The organism is Marinovum sp. (assembly GCF_048263515.1).
In the GTDB taxonomy this organism is placed as follows: Bacteria; Pseudomonadota; Alphaproteobacteria; order Rhodobacterales; family Rhodobacteraceae; genus Marinovum.
On sequence record NZ_JBLXEC010000027.1, the window covers coordinates 1 to 20,799 of the forward strand.

Sequence of the window (20,799 nt, forward strand, 5' to 3'; positions counted from 1 at the left end):
CGCCGGCGTAGAGCCTGTCGAACTCGCCATCCAGGGAACACAGCGCATCGTTGACGACGGATCTGATCTTGCGCAGCAGATGCCGCGCCGGGATCAGGAACAGCAGCGTCTCGATGACCTGCACCTCCTGGGAATAGGTCCAGCGCTTGGCATGCCGGCGATTGCGCGCCGAGGCCATCAGCGTCTCGTAGGCGCCGGCGGTGCCGGGCCCCCAGGCGCCGTCGATCGCGCCGGTGTAATAGCCCTCGGCCTTCAGCCCGTCCTGCGCCATGCGAGGAAAGCTTTCCGATCGCTTCTCGAATTCTCGGCGCAGCTGGTCGATCGTCACGCTGCCGGCCACCGCTTCCTTGGAGGTGCCGAAATAGGCAGCAGCCGGGGCCGCAAGAAACAGGCTTCTGCGGGAAATCATCACTCTCTCCTGTCGTCTGGTCGTGCCGAACCCTCGGAAGCCTTCTGGCTCCGGGCCCGGCGGTTGGCGATGACACCGGGGTCGCAGGCCACGACGGCGGGATTGCGGCAAAGCTCTGAAATTTTTCGGTAAAAGGGCTTTGGCTGGCAACCGGCGGTTTTCCGCTTTGCTGCTTTGCAGAACGCCCTATATGCTCTAGGGCAAGGCACCGGGCACCGCCCGGGGCGGCAGGCCGGCTGTCAGACCCCCTGATCCGCGCGTGATGCGCCAGAGGGCTGGCCGGGCAGGCTGCCGTTTCACGACCCCGACGTTCACCGCGCCGATCCTGCGGGCAGACCCCGCCAGACTGACCTCCGGCTGCAGGCAATTTTTCCTCTAACCCCTTGGCAACGGGCAGTTAAAATCCCTAACTGTCATCCGGGCGTCAACGATCAAGGCACAGGCAAGACCGCAATGACCGATACACTCACCCGCATGCAGGATCATCAGGCCTATCTTGCGGGGACACATGATTTTCAGGCCGACATCGATCTGATTTCGGGCAGCGACACGGTGAACGTGATCCTCGAGACCGTGCGCCTGGCCACCGACATGCGCTTTGCCGCGGTGTCGCGGGTCACCGACCAGCGCTGGGTGGCCTGCCATACCGCCGATGACATCGCCTTCGATCTCAAGGCCGGCGACGAGATCGCCATCGAGAACACCTTCTGCCAGACCGTGCGCGACACTTCCAGGCCGGTGATCTTCGATGACGTGAACACCGATGACAGCTACCTCGATCACCCGATCGCACGGCAGTTCGGCATCGTCAGCTATGTCTCGATGCCGATCTACCGCTCGGACGGCAGCTTCTTCGGCACGCTCTGCGGCATCGACACCGTGCCGCGCCGGGTCAAGCGGCCCAAGGTACAGGCGATGTTCAAGATGTTCGCCGAGCTGATCGGCCGCATTCTCGACACCGAGATGCGGCTCGAGGCGCAGGAACAACTGGTCGAACACGAACGCCGCCTCGCCGCCGCGCGCGAGGAATTCGTCGCCATTCTCGGCCATGACCTACGCAACCCGGTCACCGCCTTCGGCGCCGGCCTGCGGCAGCTGCGCGACGAGACGCTGTCGGACCGCGCCGCCATGGCGGTCTCGCTGATGCGGGCGACGGTGCTGCGGATGGAGGACCTGATCAACAACATGCTGCTGCATGCCAAGCAGCGCCTCGGCGGTGGTCTCTCGGTCTCGGTGACCTCGGATGCGCCGATCCGCCAGGCGATCACCCAGGTGGTCGAAGAGGTGCGCATCGCCCATCCCGCGCATGAGGTCACGCTCGATCTTGCCATCGACCGCGCGGTCAGCTGCGATGCCCCGCGGGTGGCCCAGGCCGTGGCGAACCTCCTGTCGAACGCGGTGCAGCACGGCCAGAAGGACGGCCCGATCCGGGTCGAGGCCTTCTGCGACGACGCCGGCCTGACCATCGCCGTCACCAACAAGGGCCCTGAGCTCTCCAGCGACCTCGCCAAGAAGCTCTTCGAGCCCTTCCGCCGCGCCGCCGCCTCGGGCAACGACGGTCTGGGCCTCGGGCTCTACATCGCCTCGGCCATCGCCACCGCCCACAACGGCCATCTCGAAGTCAAGAGCGGCGAAGGCGAGGTTACCTTTTCCTTCCGCCTCCCCCTCTTCGCCTGAGACAGGCAAAAGCAGACCAGGGCCGCGCCAAAAGCGCCCCTTGGTCTCTTCTTCTGTTTGCAAATACCCTCGGGGGGTCTGGGGGGCTGGCCCCCCAGGTCCACCCTGAACGCCTGGCGCAGCCGCCTGAAACTCAGCCCCGCACCATCCCCACGATCTCGTAGGTCTTTTCCAGGATCGGCGCCGCGATCTCCCGCGCCCGGCCGGCACCATGGGCGAGGATCCGGTCGATCTCGCCCGGATCGTTCATCAGCCGCGCCATTTTGCCAGAAATCGGCGACAGCTTCGCCACCGCCAGATCGGCCAGCATCGGCTTGAACTCCGAGAACTGCCGCCCGCCGACATCCGCCAGCACCTCGGCCACGCTCTGGTCGTTCAGCGCGGCGTAGATGTTGACGAGGTTGCGCGCCTCGGGCCGCTCTTCCAGCCCCTTGGCCTCGGACGGCAGCGCCTCGGGGTCGGTCTTGGCCTTGCGGATCTTCTTGGCGATGGTGTCGGCATCATCGGTGAGGTTGATGCGGCTGGCGTCCGACGGATCGCTTTTCGACATCTTCTTCGAGCCGTCGCGCAGCGACATCACCCGGGTTGCCGTACCTTCGATCACCGGCTCGGTAATCGGGAAGAAATCCACGCCGAAGTCGTTGTTGAACTTGATCGCGATGTCGCGGGTCAGCTCCAGGTGCTGCTTCTGGTCCTCACCAACCGGCACATGCGTCGCATGATAGGTCAGGATGTCGGCGGCCATCAGCGCCGGATAGGCAAAGAGCCCGAGCGAGGCGTTCTCCTGGTTCTTGCCGGCCTTGTCCTTCCACTGGGTCATGCGCTTCATCCAGCCCATGCGGGCGACGCAGTTGAAGATCCAGGCCAGCTCGGCATGGGCCGAGACCTGGGACTGGTTGAACAGGATCGACTTGTCCGGGTCGACGCCCGAGGCGATAAAGCCCGCCGCGAGTTCGCGGGTGGCCTGGCGCAGGTCGGCCGGGTCCTGCCAGACGGTGATCGCATGCATGTCGACCATGCAATAGATCGACTGAACGCCGCTGTTCTGGCTGTCGGCAAAGCGCTTGAGCGCGCCGAGGTAGTTGCCGAGATGCAGGTTCCCCGAGGGCTGAATGCCCGAGAAGACGCGCGGGGTAAAGGCAGATGGGGTTTGGACGCCCTCTGTCATGGGATTTCTCCGTCTGGATTTCCGATCGTTCAGCGCTTACCCATGGCACCCGAGGCCGTCAAGCCGAAGGCCCGGAGCCACAGCAGGAGCGCCCATGTCCGATCCGTTTCACCAGCCGCCGATCAATCCGCTGCCGCCGGCCATCACCGGGCTGTTTCTGGTGCTCATGGCGATCGAACTGGCCTTTCAGGCCGGGGCGCAGGGCTTCATCGGCGGGCCGCAGGCGGTGGGCTGGCGCTTGGGCGCGCTGCAGCAATACGCCTTCTCCGGCGATATCTTCGACTGGATGCTGGCCAATGGCGTCTATCCGCCAGAACAGCTGCTGCGCTTTGTCAGCTATCCCTTCATCCAGGCCAATTTCACCCATGCGCTCTTTGTCGGCGTGATGCTGCTGGCACTGGGCAAATGGGTGGGCGAGGTGATGGGCGGCGCGCGGGTGATCGCGCTGTTCTTCTTTTCCTCGATCGTGGGGGCGTTTGCCTATGGCCTGCTGCTCGACGATCCCGTACCGCTGATCGGTGGCTTTCCCGGGGTCTACGGCATCATCGGCGGCTTTACCCTGCTGCTCTGGCGCCGGCTGGGGGATGAGGGTGCGCCGCAGGCGCGGGCGTTCTTTCTGATCGGCGGTCTGCTGCTGATCCGGCTGGTCTTCGGCCTGCTGTTCGGCACCGATGCCACCTGGGCGGCTGACTTCACCGGCTTTGCCGCGGGCTTCCTGCTGGCCGGTCTGCTGGCGCCGGGCGGCTGGCGCGCCATGCTGGCGCGCATCCGCCGCTAGGGCTCACTTCTCCGGGGCCGCCAGCTCGGCCTCGGGCACCAGCGCCGCCTCGGCGTCGGCCTCGCCGGGCACCTCGCCTTCGAAGATGTCGAGCATCACCAGCAGGATCGCCAGCATGGGGATCGCCACGATGGCGCCGATCGGCCCCCAGAGCCAGAGCCAGACCACCAGCGAGACAAAGATCAGCAGCGGGTTGATGGCGATGTTCTTGCCCACCAGCGACGGCGTGACGAACTGCGCCTCCATCACGTTCAGCAACAGGTAGATCGCCGGCGGCAGGATTACCATGGCACCGTCAAAGGCCAGCAGCCCCGCCAGCGACAGCCCGAGGGCCATGGCAATCGGCCCGATGTAGAGGATGAAGTTCAGGATCGCCGCCGCCAGCCCCCAGAGCACCGGCCCCGGCAGGCCCAGCAGCATCAGTGCGCCGCCCACCGCGGCCCCGAGCCCGAAGTTGATCACCGAGATGGTCAGGAAATAGCGCGAGACGACGCGCTCCGCGCGGGTGAACCGGCGCATGATTTCGCGCGTGTCGGCGGACGAGCCGATCGTGCGCGACATGTAGACGTAGATGTTCTTGCGGGTGAAGAGAAAGAAGAACAGCGCCCCGAAGAAGATCAGGAATTGCGCCAGGAACACCGGCGCCAGCAGGATGGCGCTGGTCAGGCTGGGCACCACCGCCTCGGCCTCGCCATTGGACTTGCCGCTGCCGTTGCCGTCGCCGCCAAGCGCCTGCTCGACCTCGCGGTTGACGTCCTCGAGGCCACGGATCAGCCCGCGGATTTCCTCGATGAAGCTGCGCAATTCGAGCCGGATGCGGGGGATTTCCTCGGCCACCCGCCAGACCACCGGCTCGATCAGGATAACCAGCATGCCCATGGCGCAGACTCCCGCCAGCAGCACCAGCGCCGAGGCCAGACCGCTCGACAGCCCGAGTTTTTCCAGCCCGTCTGTGACCGGTGCCAGCATCACGCCGGTGATGGTCGCCAGGGCCAGCGGCGCAAAGATGTCCGCCCCCGCCTTGAGCGCCGCAAACACCAGGATCGCGGCGATGACGATGACGGCGGACCGCAGGATCGGGTCAGGGGTTTTCTGTTTGAATATCACAGGCAGGCAACTTGCGAGAGCGCAGCCTGTTCCCTCGGGACGCCAACAATCGTGACCTCGGGGTGAATTCGTTCCCGCGACAGATCGGCGCTGGGCGGGACGTGGCCCATGGGATGCTGCTGAGGGTGAGACTGTCAAGCCTCTGCAATCGCGCCCGTGTGGCGCGCCCGTCAGAGCAGCGGGCGGGTCAGCGGGCCACGCTCGGCCTCGAGCTGCGCCAGATCGCAGAGCGCGGGGTAGTTCAGGATGCGCAGTCGCCCGTTCTGCCACGAGGCCAGGCCCAGCCCGCGAATGCGGGTCAGCATCTTGTTGGTATGCACCAGCGACAGCCCGAGCGCATCGGCCAGATCATGCTGGCGATAGGGCAGGGGCATGCTGTCGCCGTCGACCAGCCCCTGCGCGGTGCCCCTGTCATGCAGCCGCACGAAGGCCCGCGCAATCCGTTCCAGTCCGCTCATCCGCCCGATCACGGCAAGGCTCTCGCCAAGCAGGTGCTCTTCGATGGCGGCAATCCAGGTGAGATCGAAGGCCCGGTCGGGGTGATCGGCAAACAGCGACCAGAGCGACGACCGGTTGAAGACGCAGAGCCGCATCGGCGTCGTGGCCTCGACCGAATGCTGCATCTCGGCCATGACCCCCGCCTGCAGCCCGAGGAAATCGCCGGGAAAGACAAAGTTCACCACCTGCCGCTCGCCGGTGGGCAGGGTCTTGTACCGCAGGCCCATGCCTTCGAGCACGGTAAAGAGCTGCGGGCTGCTTTCGCCTTCGTTCAGCAGGGTCGCACCAGGGGCTGCGACCTGCTCGCTCGACTTGAAACTCTCCATGAAGGTGATTTCGGCTTCGGTCAAAGGATCGAAGATCGGCCACTTTCTCAGCGGGCAGGTGCGGCATGCGGTGGCCAAGTCAAATATCCTTGTCTGGATATGTCATACTTTAATGCAGGCCGGCCGACATGGGAACAAATATGCGCTCGAGAGAGAAGGAGAATCGATGGAAGACGGCCGTCAAAGCTGTTCGCCGGGCGGCCTCACCCATGGGCGCGCCGGGCCGGTCATCCTCGTGCTTGAGCGTGATCCGCTGATCGCCGAGGACATCATCGGATCGCTTGCGGCGGTCTGCGATTTCCGTGTGGCCCACGCCAGCCGCCTGCCGGAGTTTCTGGCCATGCTGCGGCATGAGGCGCAGGTTCTGGCGGCCTTCCTCGAGCTGCACCTGGCCAAGGTGCTGGACACCGGGATCGACCGGATGCTTGCAGAGCAGGGAGCGGGGATCGTCCTGACCGTGGGTGAGGACGATGCCGAGCAGGCAGAGGAGAGGGGCTGGAGCATGTTGATCCGGCCCTTCTCCGACAGGATGATCGGCGAGGCGCTGAAATCGGTGCTGCGCCCCGGAGCGGGCTGCGTCAGGCTTCCCTGAGCCGGCAATGGATCGTGTAGCGCAGGGTGTTTGCACCGATCTCGCGCTCGATGTCGAAATGGGTCTGCATGGAGATCGCCTGGATCAGCTTGGACCCGCTGCCAGAGCGCTGGCTGTCGGGGTCCATCACCGCGCCATGTTCGACCCAGTCGATCACGCAGCCCTCGGAATCGGCGTCCTTGCCAGAGCTGATGGCAATCTCGATCCGGCCGTCCTCGCCGCTGAGCCCGCCGTGTTTGACCGCGTTGGTCACCAGCTCGTGGATGACCATCGAGATGTCGATCGCCTGGCTCGGATCGAGCGCCGAGGTGCAGGCGCCGGTGACGGTGATGCGCTCGCGGTCATAGGGCGCGCATTGCACCTCGACCAGTTCCTTGAGATCGACGTTGCCGTCGTCGCGGCGGAAGTTGAGGTCATGCGCCATGGCCAGCGCCTGGAAGCGTTCGCTGATGGCACGCGCGACGGCGGGATCGGTCCGCGCCTCGCGCAGGGACAGCGAGGCCACCGATTGCACCGTCGCCAGCATGTTCTTGACCCGGTGACGCAGCTCTTCGAGCAGCAGTTGTTTCTGCCGGTCGGCCGCATCGCGTCGCAGCGCCGCCGCCAGAAGGTAGGACACCGACTGCGCCAGGTTGATCTCGTCCTGGCTGAAGCTGCGCTCTTCGGTGCTGTGCAGCGAGAGCACGCCAAAGGGCTCTTTCGGGGTGCCGATCAGCACGCTGATGCTGCTGACCGCGCCGGCCTCGCGCAGGATGTCGGGGGCCTTGAAGCGGGTTTCCTCGGCCAGGTTCTGCGAGACGACAGGCGCGGCCTGTTGCAGGGCAAAGCCGGTGAGCGTGCCGCTCTCGACCGGCAGGGCGGTGCCCTGCGGGGCGGGGAAGCCATGCGCCGAGACCAGCTCGAAGGCGTCGGCGTCGGAGCTCAGGATCTGCACGTCGGCCAGCGGCACGCCGGTGATCGCCGACAGCCGGTGCGGCGCGGTGTGGATCAGCGACCGGGCCTGCATGCCGGCCAGGCTCTTGCGGCCGATCTCGGCCACGAAGCGGTTGAAGCGTTCACGGGTCTCGGTGGCGGCCTTGGCCTGCACCAGTTCGCTGATGTCGTTGATGATGCCGACCACGCGCAGGATCTTGCGGTCGGCGTCGAACACCGGCGCGGCGGACATCAGCAGGTCGAACTCCGGTCCGCCCGGGGCCTCGTAGCGGGCCTGGAAATCCTGCACCGGCTCGCCGGTGCGCCAGACCGTTTCGAGCGGCAGGTCCTTCGGCGCCACCGCCTTGCCATCGCGCAGCACCCGCGCGCCGCCGTCGAGCAGCCCCGTGGCCTCGGTCCGGTCGCCGAGGTTGAGCATGCGCGCGGCAAATCGGTTGACGTGCACCCGGCGGCAGTCGGGATTGTCGGCGAAGACGATGCCGATCGGCACCAGATCAAGCAGCGCGGTCAGGTCGGCCACCTTGTGCGCCAGCTGGTCGTTCAGCTCATCCGCCAGCCGCTGGGTGTCCTGCAGCGCGGTGACGTCCGAGAAGGTCGCCACGGCGCCGTCGATCACGTTGCCCGGCGAGCGATAGGGCGTCAGCCGCATGATGAAGGAGCGTTTGCCCGAGGCCAGATGCACCTGACGCTCGACCGGCTTGAGGCTGCGCAGCACGCCCTCGACCTCCGAGGCAATGTCGACCTCGGCCACCCGCGAGGTGATGTCGGAGATCGGCCGGCCGATGTCATGGGTCAGCAGGTGAAACAGCTCCTGCGCGGCGGGGGTGAAGCGGCGCACCCGAGCCTTGCGGTCGAGGAACAGCGTCGCCACGTCGGTGCTCTGCAGGAAGTTCTCCAGATCGGCGTTCAGCTTGGCCAGCTGCTCGACCTTGTGCGACAGTTCGACGTTCACCGTCTCGAGCTCTTCGTTGACCGATTGCAGCTCTTCCTTCGAGGTCTCGAGCTCCTCGTTCGAGCTCTGCAGCTCCTCGTTCATCGACATCAGCTCTTCGTTGGCCGATTTCAGTTCCTCGTTCGAGGATTCGAGCTCTTCGGTGGTGGTCTGCAGGTATTCCCGGGTCGAGCGCAGCTCGGCCTCGATCGCCTCGATATCGTCGCTGTCGCGGCTCTCCAGCGCGCTGCGGTCCGCGTCGCCATCGGCAGGGCCGAGGTCTTCGAAGGTGATCAGATAGGTCAGCCGGCCGCGCGCATCCTCGCCCAGGGGCCGCGCCGACAGCCGAAGACGGCGCGGGCCGGCCTCGGTCTCGTGGCGCACGCGCTCGCGGGTGACGAGCTTCTTCTCGGCGGTCAGCCGGTGCCAGAGTGCGCGCATGTCCATGCGCAGCTCGGGCTCGATCACGTTGATCAGCTCGAGCGAGGGCGTGCCGGTCTGCAGCCGCAGGTAACGCCCGACCGGCCCGCCGGAATAGAGCAGCTCGCGGTTGGCGCCGGCGATGATATAGCCCGGCCCGATTTCGTCGAGCAGCAACTGCTGCGCACGGGCGACGGTGGGGTCGCGGTTGGGAGCGGCGGGTTGCTGTGTCGAGGCGCGCGGCGCCGGCGTCAGCTCGCCCGAGAGCGCCATCAGCGGGAACCGCGGGCTCACCCCGGAATCGCCGCGCCGCCGGAACAGCCGCCACTTCTTGTCGATCGGTTCGAACAGGCGCTCATGGCCGGTCAGGCTCTCGGACGGGCCCAGCAGCAGCAGGCCGTCGGGCCGCAGCGCATAATGGAACACCGGCACCAGCCGCGACTGCATCTCGGCCTTGAGGTAGATCAGCAGGTTTCGGCACGACAGCAGGTCGAGCCGGTTGAACGGCGGGTCCTTGATGACGCTCTGCACCGAGAAGATGCAGAGCTCGCGGATCTCGTCGGTCAGCTGATATTCCTGGCCACTCTTGCGGAAGTAGCGGTCCAGATAGCCCTCTGGCAGGTCGCCGGTGATGCTTTCGGGATAGACCCCGCGCCGCGCCAGTTCGAGCGCGTTCTCGTCGATGTCGGTGGCAAAGATCTGCACGCGCTGGCCGCTGCCGGCCTGCTTGATCTTGTCACGCAGCAGCATGGCGATGGAATAGGCCTCTTCGCCGGTGGCACAGCCCGGCACCCAGACGCGGATCGTCTCGCCGACCTTCTTGTTGGCCATCAGCTCGTCCACCGCGGCCTCGAGCGCGCGAAAGGCCTCGCCGTCGCGGAAGAACGCCGTGACGCTGATCAGAAGCTCGCGGAACAGGCGCTGCGCCTCGTCGACGTCGTCGTGCAGGCGGTCGGCATAGGCCTCTGGCGAGGAGATATTCAGCACCTGCATCCGCCGATTGACCCGCCGCAGCAGCGTCGGCTCCTTGTAGGGGCGGAAGTCATGGCCGGTGGCGAGGCGCAGGTTCTGGCACATCCGCGCCAGCGTCTGCTGGATGTCGGGGGCCTCGCGAAGGGCCCGGTCGACCCCTTCGCGCAGGTTGGCGACGTGATCGGCGATGGCCTGGGCAATCGCGGCAGCGGGCAGCACCCGGTCGGTCAGCCCGGTGCTGATGGCGCTGCGCGGCATGCTGTCATAGGTCGCCTCGTCGGGTTCCTGCGCGATGACGAATCCGCCGGCCTTCTTGAGCTCGCGCACGCCCTCGGTGCCGTCGCTGCCGGCGCCCGACAGTATCACGCCGATGGCCGCATCGCCGCGTTCGCGGGCAACGCTCGACAGGAAGGTGTCGATCGGCGTGCGCAGGGGCCGGGGCGGGGCAGGGTGCTCGACCCGCAGCCTGTCGCCGTCGAGCATCAGAGTGGCATCCTCGGGGATCACCACGACCTGATCGGGCGCGACCTTCATGCCGTCTTCGGCCACCGTCACGGGCAGGGTCGAGACCCGCCCCAGAAGCTCTGACAGCAGGCTCTTGTGCGCGGGATCGAGGTGCTGCACGACCACCAGGCACGCGCCGGTCTGCTCGGGCATCTGCATCAGCAAATGCTTGAGCGCATCCAGACCGCCAGCAGAGGCGCCGATGCCAACGACGGGCACCTGTGGCGCCCTGGAACTCGCAGTGTCGCTGCTGCCGTCTGTGTGCATCAACCCTCTCTAGACCATTGTACGGACGGAAGCGTAGCTGAGACGCCTCGGAATTGCCTAGGGCAAAACTCGATGGAACCGGAATCGTTCCAAGGCGTTCGCAAGGTCATGGACAAGGGACATCATCTCCACGGTAGCGCTGGCGCACAGGCAGGTGCTGTGCACCCCCTATCCATGTCACGGGCCGTCGCCGGTCGCCAGAGCCTTGATCGGCGCGACGTTGCGACGAAGGTGCGTGTTTTCCTCTTTGACCGGGCGATCGGCGGTGGCACTCTGCCTCGACCGGCCCTACGGGGAACCGTGAGAAAGCCGCCGGGCCGCACATCCGGCATCGAAACGATCATTGCGGAGGGGACGAATGGCGCACAGCCTTCTTCTCGTTGAAGACGAAGCCATCGTTGCCATGGACCTCAAGCTCCAGCTTGAGGATGAGGGGTTCACCGTTATGGGCCCGGCCCCGACCGTGGGCGCGGCCCTGGCGCTGCTTGACGAGGGCCTGCCGGATTTTGCGATTCTCGACGTCAACCTGAACGGCGCGACCTCTCAGAAGATCGCCGAACGGCTGCAATCCGAAGGCACCGGGTTCCTTTACCTCTCTGGCTATTCCGGCACCGCCATCCTCGAGGATCTGCCGCAGGCGCGGCTGGTGCAGAAACCGGTGAGCTTTCCGGTCCTGCTCAAGGCGATCCGCGAGGGCCTGCCCGTCTGAGACGCGCGGAATGTCGCCGTCGCGCGCGGCCCGTCGGGAACCCGCCCAAGGCGCATTGCGTTGAGCCCGTGAACCCAGAGAGGTGGGAGTGCGGACCAAGGCATCCCCCGCCAACCATAGCGGAGACGGAAGATGAGCTCACCAGACACCAACCTGACGAAACAGAAACGCCGCCATCGCGGGCCGCTGATCGGCATGGCCATCGTGGCCGTTTTAGCCATCGGTCTTATCCTGTTCTGGATCGGCGAGGTCTTTGTCACCGCGCCCGGCCCGGACAATGAACCGGCGGTCGAGACCAGCGAAGGCGTGAGCCCCTCGGAACTCGACAGCGGGACAGCCGAGGTCGATCCGTCGGCCAATGTCGAAGAGGTGGCGCCCGGCGACACCGAGGTCCAGGTCGAACAATAAGCACCACGCAAGGCTCTGCTTCCGGCAGGGCCTTCTGCTTTTGTCAGATGACAACGCCTGTGACAGCGCCCCCGGCCGGGGGCGTTTTGCATTTCGATGGGTTTAGTTCAGAGCGCCCAGGCCGCCCAGGAGATCGTGCTCAGGAACGCCACGGCAAGCAGCGCCCAGAGAACCCGGTGCCAGGGAAAGCCCGGCGTCTCTGTCTCGAGGGGCGGCGGCATCTGCTCGGGCTCGGGCGTGCTGGCCACGACTTTGGGGCGCGGCGGGCGGCGGCTGTCGAGGTAGATCACGTTCGGCTCGGACGAGGCGTCGCGTTGCGGGTGTCCCATGAGGTGGATTGTCCTTTGCCGGTACCGGTCACTCATCTGTGAACACCCCGCGGCCTGCGAAGTTCCCGAAAATCGCCTGTTCGGCGCATGCGATATTTGCCGCCGATATTCGCAACTGCCGGGAACCGTCACAGCCCGCCAGAGTTTACTCCCCAGTACCAACGCAACAGCAATTGGAGGACGTCATGAACTGGGACCAAATCGAAGGTAACTGGAAGCAATTCACCGGCAAGGCCCAAGAGAAATGGGGCGACCTGACCGATGATGAAGTGCAGCGCGCTAAGGGCAACCGCACCCAACTGGCCGGTATCATCCAGGAGAAATACGGCAAGACCCGCGAAGAAGCCGAGCGGGAAGTTGACGACTGGGCCAGCCGTCTCTGAGGCCCCGAGATGTCGATGATAGACAAGGTGCGCGCTGATGCGCGCACCGCTCTGTTCGACGTTCTGGACGAGACCCGCGCAGGTATGCTCGGGCTCAAGAACGCCGATCAGCACATGCAGCCGATGACCCATCACGCCGATCGTGACACCGCTGAACTGTGGTTCATCACCTCGGCCGAGACCGATCTGGTGCGCACGATGGGGCAGGGCGGCAAGGCGCATTACTGCCTGACCAAGGGCGACGGCACCTTCTATGCCTGTCTGACCGGGCGGCTGATGCCCAGCGACGACGCGGCCAAGCTCGACGAGGTCTGGTCGGTTGTGGCCTCGGCCTGGTTCGAGGAGGGGCGGGACGATCCCGACGTGACCCTGCTGCGCTTTGCGCTCGAGGACGCCGCGATCTGGACCGCGACCGACAGCGCCGTGACCTTCGGGCTCGAGATCGCAAGGGCCAAGTTCAACGCTGACAAACAGCCCGATCTAGGCGACCACCGCATCGTCAATTTCGGCGCAGGTGCGTGACGGCGTAACGAAGAGATGGCATCGCCAGTGGCGGTGCCGATAGCCTGTCAGGCCCGGGGTGTCCGGGGCCTGAGGATTTTGATGCTCACTTTATAGTTGTATTTGTGGCCGACGTCCGGGTGACGCCGGACCGCCCGTCTGCGCGCGCTGTCACGTTACGGCACGCGGCGTGGCGACCAATCCCTTGTTGTCCCTCAAGCTTCCCGACTTCGGCGCAAAGGTTCCCGAAACAACGGAACAAAGCTGATCAAACCGTGTTGAGACGTGAGACGGCCACTGGCCAAGCAACCAAGGGAGGCAGTCATGCATGCCATCATCTACCTCGTCGGATTGATCGTCATCGTTCTCGCGATCGTGAATTTTGTTCTGTGACCCCTGCCGAAAGGATTTATCATGAGTACCACGCAATACGAAGGCACAACCGGAACGCGTAAAAGCGGCGCCGAGGCTGCCAAGTCCCAAGCCGACACCCTGCGCAAGGATGCCGAAAATACCGTCCGCGACGTGAGCGACACCGTGGTGGGCGAAGCCCATGCCCGGGCCGACGCCGCCAAGGAAGGTGTGGCCGACGAAATCTCCTCGGTCTCCCGTGCGCTGCGCAAGGCCTCCGAAGAACTGCGGGGCGGTTCGCCCCAGGAACGCACATTCGGGGCAGCGGCGTCGTCGCTGGCCGAATTTGCCGACACCGTCCGTGACAAGGACCTGGGCCAGATGGTCGACGAGCTGGGCGATTTCGCCCGCCGCAACCCGATGGCCTTTCTCGGTGGCGCGGCGCTTCTGGGCTTTGCCGGCGTCCGCATGGCCAAGGCTTCGCGCCGCTCGCGGATGAGCGATGACCGCGAAGACCGCATCCGCGGCGCCCAGCCCTACTACGGCTCCGGTCAGCACGCTGGCTCGGGCGCACCGCGGGTTTCGCCCACGACCGGCGCCAGCACCTCGCCCGGCGGCGTCAGCCCCACAGGCGCCACCGGTTCCACCACCGCCAGCACCGGCGGCAGAACGCCCGGTGCGGCCTACAGCGGCAAAGGAGAGACATCATGAACAAGTCACCGAATGAAAGCACCTCCAGCCTGCTGGGCGATGCAATGACGCATGTCAGCTCGCTGGTGCGCAACGAGGTCGATCTGGCCCGAGCCGAGATCGATCAGAACCTGCGCCGCGCCGGCACCGCCATCGGCCTTCTGGTGGCCGCTCTGGTGGTCGCCCTGACGGCGCTGAACGTGCTGGTCGGCGCGATTGTCGCCGGTCTGACCGAGGCCGGTATGGATGCCGGTTGGGCGGCCTTTTTCGTCGGCGTCGTACTGGCCGCGATCGCCTACTTCTTCGTCCAGAAGGGCCTCAACGATCTCAAACTGAGCAGCATCGCTCCGAGCCGCGCCGCGGCCAATGTGCAGCGCGATGTCGAAGCCGTCAAAGGAGCCGCAAATGTCAAATGATCCTCGTACCCCCGATGAGATCGAGCGCGATATCGAACGTGAACGCGCCGAGCTCGCCAATACCGTCAATGCGCTGCAGGACAAGTTCTCGCCAGAGGCCGTGATCCGCGAGTTGACCGACGGGTTCCGCCGCCACGGTGGCGAATTCGGCGAAGCGGTTACCCGCTCGGCCAAGCAGAACCCCGTGGCGCTGGCCGTGACCGGGATCGGCCTTGCCTGGCTGATGTTCGGCCGTTCGCACAACGATCCGGCACAGGAGGTGCGCCACAACGGCGTCACCCACCACAGCAGCAACCACGACCGCCGCGAGCTGGGCTATGCCGCCGGTCCGACCCGCGAGTTCGCCGGGCGTGACCGCTATGCCGGCGCCGGTTACGGCACCACCTCGGAGCGCGAGGCGCGTTATGGCTCGACCTATTCGGGCTATCCCGACTGGGCGCGTCACGACCTCGACGAGGACGCATGGGACGACGATTGGCACGGCCGTGACGACGACGGCCCCTCGCTGACCGAACGCGCCGCCGATGCCGCAGGCTCGGCCCGTGACAGCGTCAAGAGCGGTGCCTCGAGCGTGGCCTCGGGTGCCAGCTCTGCCGCCGGTTCGGTGAGCTCCGGTGCGCGCTCTGCCGCAGGGGCCGTCGGCTCCGGTGCCAGCGCTGCCGGGTCTGCCGTCGCCGATGGCGCCCGCAGCGCCAGGGATGGCGTCAGCCGCGCCGCCCAGAGCACCGCCGACCGCATGGCCCGGGCCCGCGAGCGTCTGGCCCGTGGCACCGAGGACATGAGCGAAGCCGCCCGCGAGCGGATCATCACCGCCCGGGCCCGTGCGCTCGACGTGGCCCGCCGTGCCGACGAGACCGCCCGCGAGAAATACGCGCGCGGACGCGATGCCACGGCCGAGTTCATCGAGGACCAGCCGCTGGTCGCCGGTGCGATTGCCCTTGCGGTCGGTGCGGCCCTTGCCGGCGCCCTGCCGCGCACCCGCCGCGAAGACGAGCTGCTGGGCCAGACCCGCGACGAGCTGTTCGACGAGGCCGAGCGCATCTTCCAGGAAGAGCGTGAAAAGGCCGAGCGCGTGGCGCAGGCCGCACTCTCCGAGGCCAAGACCATCGCCGAGGAAAAGCGCGACGCCATTGACGGTGCCGCCCCCGGCAGCAAATCGGCCATCGAGGCCGCCGCTGACGAGGTTCGTGACGCCGGCAAGCGCGTCGCCGATGCCGCCAAGTCCAAGGCGGAAGAGGAAGACCTCGGCAAGCCGAAGGCCGGAGCCGATGGCTGAGGTCCCTGGCCGCAATGCCACCCGGCCGCGCGACATTCCGTTGCGCGGCTGGAAAATGATCTTCCTGCGCGCCTGGCGCAAGGTGAACGAGGACCACGTCGGCCTGATTGCGGCCGGCGTGGCCTTTTACGGTTTGCTGGCGATGTTTCCGGCAATTACCGCGCTGATGGCGATTTCCGGGCTGATCTTCGACCCCGAAACATTCACCGGCGAGCTGGAAACGGTGACCGCCTTCATGCCACAGAACGTGGCCGAGATCGTCCTGGGCCAGGCCATCGAGGTCGCTGGCAGCCAGGAGGGCGGTCTGGGACTTGCTGCCGTCTTCGGCATCGCCGTGGCGCTTTATTCAGCGTCCAAGGGCGTGGCGAGCCTGATCGAAGGCATGAACGTCGCCTATAACGAGCCCGAGACCCGTGGCTTCATCAAGCTGACCCTGACCAAGCTGGGGCTGACCTTCATCCTGCTGGTCGGCCTGATCGCCGGTCTGGGCGCGGCGCTGATCCTGCCCGGTATACTGTCGATCGTCTCGCTCGGCCCGCTGACCGAGATGATCATCGGCATGTCGCGCTGGGCGATCCTGCTGGCAATGACCATCGGCGGCATCCTCGTGCTTTATCGCACCGCGCCCGACCGCGAGTCGGCGCGCTGGATCTGGCTTTGGCCCGGGGCCGTACTGGCCTGCGTCGCCTGGATTTCGGCGTCCTACGGGTTTTCGGTCTATGTCGAGAACTTCGGAAGCTACAACGAGAGCTTCGGGACACTCGCCGGGGTGATCGTGCTGCTGATGTGGCTTTGGATCTCCTCCTACGTGCTGCTCTTTGGCGCCGAGATCAACGCCGAGGCCGAGGCCCAGGTCCGCCCCGACACCACCACCGGCCCCGGGATGCCGCTGGGCATGCGCGGCGCGGTCAAGGCCAACGAACTGGCCGGCGGGACGCAGCCGAAGACGCGCGACGCCTGAGCGTCAGGCCGGAATTTGAGAAGCTGGAACGTCGGGGCCTTCGGGCTCCGGCGTTTTTTGTTCGGGCAGTGGGTTTCTGGCAGCTTTCGATCGGCTGGCGCGTTCGTGCGGACGGGCGGTGGGTGGTCTTTGATGGGGGCGTTGTGCCTGTGGCGGAGGGGGGTGGGGGGCTTTGCCCCCGTCCTCGCGGGGCGAGGACTCCCCCAAGGGTATTTTCGGCAAGAGGAAGCAATAGAGGCGTAGGCGAGTCAGTCGGGGAGGGACGGGACTCTATGTGGGCCTTCCTTTCGCGGTCTGTGAACTTGTGGGTGGGGATTGCCGGGAGGGCGCGGATGGCCAGTTGCTGGCAGAGTTGCTTCAATGTGGCGCTGAGAGACGCGGCGACATCGCGCAGGGTGGCGAGGCTCTGATGGATAGGGTTGAGACGGGTGTGCGTGAAAGAGCCTTTCTGCCGCTAGAGTGATGGTAACCAGACAAGCGGTCATTGAGCGTCTGGGGGTCTAACCTCAACCCACGTTGCCTACCCTCGCATAAGAAAAAGCCCGCCAAGGGGCGGGCTTTTCCGTTAGACTGGTGAGTGAAGTTTAGCCTTCGTAATCCGGCATTGCTTCGAGCTCTTCCTCGGTCATCGAGATGTAGACGCGGATGTCGCCGCCATCGTCGGTGCGCAGGATGTCGATCTGCGACAGTTCCAGCTCGACCGGCTTTTCGCCGAGGCCGAGGAAACCGCCTACGTCGACGATCACCGATTTGACTTCGCCGCCGTCGGTCAGGATCAGCTCGGACACTTCGCCGATGCGCTCGTCGTTGCTGTCATAAGCCGGAGCGCCGGTGAGGTTTTCCGAAGTCAGTTCTTCCATCGGGGCGTTGGCATAGCCTTCGCGCTCGACGAGGCCGGCACCGTAGCCCACACCTTCGTTCATCTCTTCGTTCACTTCGGCGTCAACCTGGGTCGAGACGACCTCGGCTTCGGCTTCGGCTTCCTTCATCTCGCCTTCGACTTCGGCTTCGGCCTCTTTCATTTCGCCTTCGACCTCGGCCTCGGCTTCCTTCATTTCGGTCTCGACTTCAGCCTCGGCCTCTTTCACTTCGCCTTCGACTTCGGTCTCGGCCTTTTCCATCTCGGCTTCGACGTTGGCTTCGGTCTCGGCCGCTTCGGTTTCGGCCTCCATCTCGGCGTCACCTTCGGTGCGCATCATGCCTTGGTAGGCAGGTGCTTCTTCCAGGGCCGAAACAGGGGCGTTCAGGACCAGGAAGAAGTCGCTGGTGTCATCGGGGGTGGCGTCGTCCGACACGAAGCGGACAGAGCCCATGTCGACGGCAACGCGGTTTTCGCCGATGCCGAGGAAGCCGCCGATATCGACGAGAACAGAGTCGACCTCGCCTTCGCGGGTCAGGACGATGTCGTGAATTTCACCGATGTCGTCCCAGTCATCCTGCAGCCCTTCCACCGACTCGGCATCATTCTCTGCGCGGTACACACGCATACCAATAAAGTCGGAGGCATGGATTGCGTTCGGGTCAGTTTCGGCACGGAACATGCCGTCATTTTCCTGTGCCATGACGGTGCCGCTGGTCGCTGCAACGAGGGCAGTGGAAATCAAAAGCCGTTTCATAATCTCGGTCTCCTTGTAAGAACCATGTGGAGCGCTGCTGCGCGCCTGATGGACAAACGTGCGCCCTGCAGACAGGTTCCCGAAAGTTGAAAGAAAACTGCGAAATTCGACAAAGTTTTTTCGTGTCGCCGGCCAGGCGTTCATCTGGCATTAATTCTTTGGTTTCAATCTGGTGGACATGACTGAAGGACCGCCTGATCGGCGATCCCTCCGGTCTTGTTGAATGTCGGTTTCGGCCCTGGCGGGCGGGCCATTTTATCCCAGAAGTCGCCCGCCGATCAGCCAGCCGAGCCCGGCATATGGCACCAGCGCGAGGAGGAAGAAAACCCCGTCCCGGGTCAGCAATGACAGCGCCAGAAGGCTGACGCCGATGGCCGCCACCGAGGACGAAAACGGGATGAATTCGAGGAAGGGCATGAGCGCCCCTGAGATCAGGCTCAGGATCACCGGAAGGTATATCAATGGCCGGTGAAACAGCACCGAAAGACGGTTGTGGGTATGCCGGTCAACCCAGGAAATCACCGAGCGCGAAGACTTCAGCGCCTTGGTCAGTGCCTTGCCGTCGACCTTCTGCCGCAGCAGCCGTTTCGGCAGCCAGACTTCGTCGACGCTGATCAGCAGTTGAAAGGAGATGATGGCAATCGCCACGCCACAGACCATCGAGACCCCGGGAACGCCCGACAGCGGCGTCGCGCAAAGCAGCGCCGGCACCAGCAGAAGCGGCAACAGGCTGCGTTGGCCGACCGCATCGACGATGGTCTCGACCGAGACCTTCTCGCGGTCGCTGACCGACAGGATGCTGTCTGCCAGTTCACCGAGGGTTCTGGGCTGCCGTGCCGTCACCTGCCTGTACCTCCTGGGGGGTGTCCCTTCTGCCGGGCCAACCCGGCGACCGGGTCATTGTTCCCTCTGTTTCGGAGAAGGTTCCCGGGTGGCGAAAAACAGCTGTTGCGGAAGTGTCGCACAGGCCCACGACGAGCGGTCATCCGCCCGTCGATGGAACAACCCGGAGGCTGTGCTGTTTAGCCCCTGAGCAAGAGAGATAGAATGAAGCCGTGGAATATCAAAATGCCAGAAAAAGACTACGATAAAGAGGAGTGGCTGCAGAGCCAGATAGATACCAACCTGATGCGTATCTACAGTCAGCCCTGCCAGAGCAAGCTGCCTGACCGTATGGCGCACCTTCTGGAGAAGCTGCGCGAGAAAGAGGCGGCCCGCCAGCACTGAGCCGGCCGTCTCTTCCCCCGATCCTGTCCTTTGAAATTGCCAGAGCGCGCCGGTGAGCCACCGGTGGGCTGCGGCCCCGGGGGCGCACCGCCGCCCGACCTCCCCCCCCCCAGACATTTCGGAATGACCCGCCGGTCTCGTGCAGATCGCGCAGAGCCCTGGCCTCTTCTCGGAACACTTGCCACCACCTGACTGTTTATCAAGCAGTTACCCGCAAGTGAGGAAGGAGAGGTCCATGTTGTATTGGGCGTGGATGTTTTTGATCGTGGCGGTGGTCGCGGGCCTGTTCGGCTTTGGCGCCCATCCTTCGGCCTCGACGGCCGTCGCCCAGGTCCTGTTCTACCTCTTCAGCGGGTTCTTCGTGCTGGCGCTGATCCTGCGGGTCATCCGGAACCGCAGCCGCAGCCGCACCGCCAGCGACGAAAAAAAGGCGTCCTGACCGGGTCAGGACGCCTTGCAAGGTAAAGGTAGGTGTTACGCTTTCAGCGTTTGGGTACTGGAGAAGAACATCGCCTGGCTGACCGCCGATTGCACCTGCTCCTCGGTATAGGGCTTGGCAATAAGGAAGGCCGGTTCCGGCCGTTCGCCTGTCAGCAGACGCTCGGGGAAGGCGGTGATGAAGACAACCGGCACTTCGCCCAACTCCGAAAGGATATGGTTGACCGCGTCGATACCCGAGGAATTGTCGGCCAGCTGGATGTCGGCCAGCACCATGTCGGGCGGATCGCGGCGCGCAAGCGCGATGGCTTCGTCGCGGGTGCGGGCATTGCCCGTAACCATGTGGCCCATGCTCTCGACGATGGCCGAGATGTCGAGCGCGATGATCGCCTCATCCTCGATCACCAGGATACGGCCGCGGATGACGCCGGACATTTCGTTGCGCGCGATCACCACCAGTTCGGCGGCCTCTTCCTCTGACACGTCGAGAATGCAGGCGATGTCGGGGATCGAGAAGCCCTCGATCGAATGGAGCAGCAGCGCCTCGCGGGTGTTGGCCGTCAGGCCGGAGAGGCGCCATTGCGCACGCGCTTCGGGCGAGCTGTCTTCGTCGATCTCTTCGACCGGCGAGCCGGAGGATGCCCAGATGCCATGGAAGGTTCTGAACAAAGCCACCTTGGGGTGTTGCGCGCCCTCGAGAACGCTGTCATCAGTCAGCAACGCCTCGAGCGTCGCCGCGGCATAATGGTCGCCAGTCTGCTGATTTCCGGTCAACGCCCGTGCATAACGACGCAGGTACGGCAACTCGGTGGCGATCTGCCCGGTCACGTCGGTCTGGGTGTGGCTTTCAGTCATGTGGTCCTCGAAAAATTTGATGCGCTGGGAACAAAAACGCATAACTCGATGTTATGT

At 65.1% G+C, this 20,799-nt stretch carries 21 protein-coding genes and 1 pseudogene; 13 read left to right on the top strand and 9 right to left on the bottom strand.

Going from position 1 to position 20,799, the window contains the following annotated elements:
- Positions 1–409, bottom strand: a pseudogene (locus tag ACN0SE_RS18360) (hypothetical protein); the annotation flags it as partial.
- Between the two features lie 453 nt (positions 410–862).
- On the opposite strand from ACN0SE_RS18360, the gene ACN0SE_RS18365 reads away from it, so the two are divergent.
- Complete coding sequence (locus tag ACN0SE_RS18365; RefSeq protein ID WP_417525983.1) at positions 863–2,086, top strand: ATP-binding protein; 1,224 nt, start codon at positions 863–865, stop codon at positions 2,084–2,086.
- Positions 2,087–2,219: 133 nt separating this feature from the next.
- Here the strand turns inward: ACN0SE_RS18365 and trpS are convergent, their stop codons facing one another.
- Complete coding sequence (trpS, locus tag ACN0SE_RS18370; RefSeq protein WP_417525984.1) at positions 2,220–3,254, bottom strand: tryptophan--tRNA ligase; 1,035 nt, start codon at positions 3,252–3,254, stop codon at positions 2,220–2,222.
- A 94-nt stretch (positions 3,255–3,348) separates the two neighbouring features.
- Between trpS and ACN0SE_RS18375 the strand changes: the two genes are divergently transcribed.
- Positions 3,349–4,032 carry a rhomboid family intramembrane serine protease gene (locus tag ACN0SE_RS18375; protein ID WP_417525985.1) on the top strand — a complete coding sequence of 228 codons (684 nt, stop codon included), beginning with the start codon at positions 3,349–3,351 and terminating at the stop codon, positions 4,030–4,032.
- Between the two features lie 3 nt (positions 4,033–4,035).
- On the opposite strand, the gene ACN0SE_RS18380 is transcribed toward ACN0SE_RS18375, so the two are convergent.
- Together ACN0SE_RS18380 and ACN0SE_RS18385 are read right to left on the bottom strand one after the other, a co-directional pair.
- Complete coding sequence (locus ACN0SE_RS18380; RefSeq protein WP_417525986.1) at positions 4,036–5,139, bottom strand: AI-2E family transporter; 1,104 nt, start codon at positions 5,137–5,139, stop codon at positions 4,036–4,038.
- A gap of 170 nt (positions 5,140–5,309) precedes the next feature.
- Entirely contained in the window at positions 5,310–6,041 is a 732-nt protein-coding gene (locus tag ACN0SE_RS18385) for a Crp/Fnr family transcriptional regulator (RefSeq protein ID WP_417525987.1), read from the bottom strand.
- A gap of 88 nt (positions 6,042–6,129) precedes the next feature.
- Here ACN0SE_RS18385 and ACN0SE_RS18390 point away from each other — a divergent pair, with 88 nt between their 5' ends.
- Positions 6,130–6,555: a hypothetical protein gene (locus ACN0SE_RS18390; protein WP_417525988.1), complete on the top strand. Its 426-nt coding sequence runs from the start codon at positions 6,130–6,132 to the stop codon at positions 6,553–6,555.
- On the opposite strand, the gene ACN0SE_RS18395 is transcribed toward ACN0SE_RS18390, so the two are convergent.
- Positions 6,542–10,534, bottom strand: coding sequence for a chemotaxis protein CheB (locus ACN0SE_RS18395; protein WP_417525989.1), 3,993 nt, complete (start codon positions 10,532–10,534; stop codon positions 6,542–6,544). The two genes, ACN0SE_RS18390 and ACN0SE_RS18395, sit on opposite strands and share 14 nt — an antisense overlap.
- 406 nt (positions 10,535–10,940) lie before the next feature.
- Here ACN0SE_RS18395 and ACN0SE_RS18400 point away from each other — a divergent pair, with 406 nt between their 5' ends.
- Together ACN0SE_RS18400 and ACN0SE_RS18405 are read left to right on the top strand one after the other, a co-directional pair.
- Positions 10,941–11,291, top strand: coding sequence for a response regulator (locus ACN0SE_RS18400; RefSeq protein ID WP_417525990.1), 351 nt, complete (start codon positions 10,941–10,943; stop codon positions 11,289–11,291).
- Between the two features lie 132 nt (positions 11,292–11,423).
- Positions 11,424–11,699 (top strand): hypothetical protein, encoded by a 276-nt coding sequence (locus ACN0SE_RS18405; protein ID WP_417525991.1) that lies wholly within the window; start codon positions 11,424–11,426, stop codon positions 11,697–11,699.
- A gap of 107 nt (positions 11,700–11,806) precedes the next feature.
- Here the strand turns inward: ACN0SE_RS18405 and ACN0SE_RS18410 are convergent, their stop codons facing one another.
- A complete protein-coding gene (locus ACN0SE_RS18410) occupies positions 11,807–12,028 on the bottom strand; it encodes a hypothetical protein (protein WP_417525992.1) in 222 nt (73 codons plus the stop codon).
- A gap of 185 nt (positions 12,029–12,213) precedes the next feature.
- On the opposite strand from ACN0SE_RS18410, the gene ACN0SE_RS18415 reads away from it, so the two are divergent.
- The 6 genes from ACN0SE_RS18415 (at position 12,214) to ACN0SE_RS18440 (ending at position 16,606) form a co-directional block, all read left to right on the top strand.
- The gene (locus ACN0SE_RS18415) at positions 12,214–12,411 is read left to right on the top strand and encodes a CsbD family protein (protein ID WP_417525993.1); all 198 of its coding nucleotides are present in this window, start codon (positions 12,214–12,216) and stop codon (positions 12,409–12,411) included.
- Positions 12,412–12,420: 9 nt separating this feature from the next.
- The gene (locus tag ACN0SE_RS18420) at positions 12,421–12,933 is read left to right on the top strand and encodes a pyridoxamine 5'-phosphate oxidase family protein (RefSeq protein WP_417525994.1); all 513 of its coding nucleotides are present in this window, start codon (positions 12,421–12,423) and stop codon (positions 12,931–12,933) included.
- A 393-nt stretch (positions 12,934–13,326) separates the two neighbouring features.
- Entirely contained in the window at positions 13,327–13,974 is a 648-nt protein-coding gene (locus ACN0SE_RS18425) for a hypothetical protein (RefSeq protein WP_417525995.1), read from the top strand.
- Positions 13,971–14,369 carry a phage holin family protein gene (locus ACN0SE_RS18430; protein WP_417525996.1) on the top strand — a complete coding sequence of 133 codons (399 nt, stop codon included), beginning with the start codon at positions 13,971–13,973 and terminating at the stop codon, positions 14,367–14,369. The genes ACN0SE_RS18425 and ACN0SE_RS18430 overlap by 4 nt, the downstream gene beginning before the upstream one ends.
- Complete coding sequence (locus tag ACN0SE_RS18435; RefSeq protein ID WP_417525997.1) at positions 14,359–15,645, top strand: DUF3618 domain-containing protein; 1,287 nt, start codon at positions 14,359–14,361, stop codon at positions 15,643–15,645. Before ACN0SE_RS18430 ends, ACN0SE_RS18435 begins: the two co-directional genes overlap by 11 nt.
- Positions 15,638–16,606: a YihY/virulence factor BrkB family protein gene (locus ACN0SE_RS18440; RefSeq protein ID WP_417525998.1), complete on the top strand. Its 969-nt coding sequence runs from the start codon at positions 15,638–15,640 to the stop codon at positions 16,604–16,606. The genes ACN0SE_RS18435 and ACN0SE_RS18440 overlap by 8 nt, the downstream gene beginning before the upstream one ends.
- 584 nt (positions 16,607–17,190) lie before the next feature.
- On the opposite strand, the gene ACN0SE_RS18445 is transcribed toward ACN0SE_RS18440, so the two are convergent.
- Together ACN0SE_RS18445 and ACN0SE_RS18450 are read right to left on the bottom strand one after the other, a co-directional pair.
- Positions 17,191–18,366 carry a PRC-barrel domain-containing protein gene (locus tag ACN0SE_RS18445; RefSeq protein ID WP_417525999.1) on the bottom strand — a complete coding sequence of 392 codons (1,176 nt, stop codon included), beginning with the start codon at positions 18,364–18,366 and terminating at the stop codon, positions 17,191–17,193.
- Positions 18,367–18,477: 111 nt separating this feature from the next.
- Positions 18,478–19,065: an exopolysaccharide biosynthesis protein gene (locus ACN0SE_RS18450; protein ID WP_417526000.1), complete on the bottom strand. Its 588-nt coding sequence runs from the start codon at positions 19,063–19,065 to the stop codon at positions 18,478–18,480.
- Between the two features lie 204 nt (positions 19,066–19,269).
- Here ACN0SE_RS18450 and ACN0SE_RS18455 point away from each other — a divergent pair, with 204 nt between their 5' ends.
- Both ACN0SE_RS18455 and ACN0SE_RS18460 read left to right on the top strand, forming a co-directional pair.
- Positions 19,270–19,449, top strand: coding sequence for a NepR family anti-sigma factor (locus ACN0SE_RS18455; RefSeq protein WP_417526001.1), 180 nt, complete (start codon positions 19,270–19,272; stop codon positions 19,447–19,449).
- Positions 19,450–19,684: 235 nt separating this feature from the next.
- Positions 19,685–19,888 carry a DUF1328 domain-containing protein gene (locus ACN0SE_RS18460; protein WP_417526002.1) on the top strand — a complete coding sequence of 68 codons (204 nt, stop codon included), beginning with the start codon at positions 19,685–19,687 and terminating at the stop codon, positions 19,886–19,888.
- Between the two features lie 35 nt (positions 19,889–19,923).
- Here ACN0SE_RS18460 and ACN0SE_RS18465 read toward each other — a convergent pair whose 3' ends face one another.
- On the bottom strand, positions 19,924–20,742 hold the full coding sequence (locus ACN0SE_RS18465) for a response regulator (protein ID WP_417526003.1): 819 nt from the start codon (positions 20,740–20,742) through the stop codon (positions 19,924–19,926).
- Positions 20,743–20,799 lie beyond the last annotated feature (57 nt).

Excerpts from the sequence above, each read along its gene's own strand:
- ACN0SE_RS18465 (WP_417526003.1), bottom strand. The coding sequence starts at position 20,742 with ATGACTGAAAGCCACACCCAGACCGACGTGACCGGGCAGATCGCCACC.
- ACN0SE_RS18420 (WP_417525994.1), top strand. The coding sequence starts at position 12,421 with ATGTCGATGATAGACAAGGTGCGCGCTGATGCGCGCACCGCTCTGTTC.
- trpS (WP_417525984.1), bottom strand. The coding sequence starts at position 3,254 with ATGACAGAGGGCGTCCAAACCCCATCTGCCTTTACCCCGCGCGTCTTC.
- ACN0SE_RS18455 (WP_417526001.1), top strand. The coding sequence starts at position 19,270 with ATGAAGCCGTGGAATATCAAAATGCCAGAAAAAGACTACGATAAAGAG.
- ACN0SE_RS18390 (WP_417525988.1), top strand. The coding sequence starts at position 6,130 with ATGGAAGACGGCCGTCAAAGCTGTTCGCCGGGCGGCCTCACCCATGGG.
- ACN0SE_RS18405 (WP_417525991.1), top strand. The coding sequence starts at position 11,424 with ATGAGCTCACCAGACACCAACCTGACGAAACAGAAACGCCGCCATCGC.
- ACN0SE_RS18365 (WP_417525983.1), top strand. The coding sequence starts at position 863 with ATGACCGATACACTCACCCGCATGCAGGATCATCAGGCCTATCTTGCG.
- ACN0SE_RS18460 (WP_417526002.1), top strand. The coding sequence starts at position 19,685 with ATGTTGTATTGGGCGTGGATGTTTTTGATCGTGGCGGTGGTCGCGGGC.
- ACN0SE_RS18440 (WP_417525998.1), top strand. The coding sequence starts at position 15,638 with ATGGCTGAGGTCCCTGGCCGCAATGCCACCCGGCCGCGCGACATTCCG.
- ACN0SE_RS18410 (WP_417525992.1), bottom strand. The coding sequence starts at position 12,028 with ATGGGACACCCGCAACGCGACGCCTCGTCCGAGCCGAACGTGATCTAC.
- ACN0SE_RS18400 (WP_417525990.1), top strand. The coding sequence starts at position 10,941 with ATGGCGCACAGCCTTCTTCTCGTTGAAGACGAAGCCATCGTTGCCATG.
- ACN0SE_RS18375 (WP_417525985.1), top strand. The coding sequence starts at position 3,349 with ATGTCCGATCCGTTTCACCAGCCGCCGATCAATCCGCTGCCGCCGGCC.
- ACN0SE_RS18425 (WP_417525995.1), top strand. The coding sequence starts at position 13,327 with ATGAGTACCACGCAATACGAAGGCACAACCGGAACGCGTAAAAGCGGC.
- ACN0SE_RS18435 (WP_417525997.1), top strand. The coding sequence starts at position 14,359 with ATGTCAAATGATCCTCGTACCCCCGATGAGATCGAGCGCGATATCGAA.
- ACN0SE_RS18445 (WP_417525999.1), bottom strand. The coding sequence starts at position 18,366 with ATGAACGCCTGGCCGGCGACACGAAAAAACTTTGTCGAATTTCGCAGT.
- ACN0SE_RS18430 (WP_417525996.1), top strand. The coding sequence starts at position 13,971 with ATGAACAAGTCACCGAATGAAAGCACCTCCAGCCTGCTGGGCGATGCA.
- ACN0SE_RS18415 (WP_417525993.1), top strand. The coding sequence starts at position 12,214 with ATGAACTGGGACCAAATCGAAGGTAACTGGAAGCAATTCACCGGCAAG.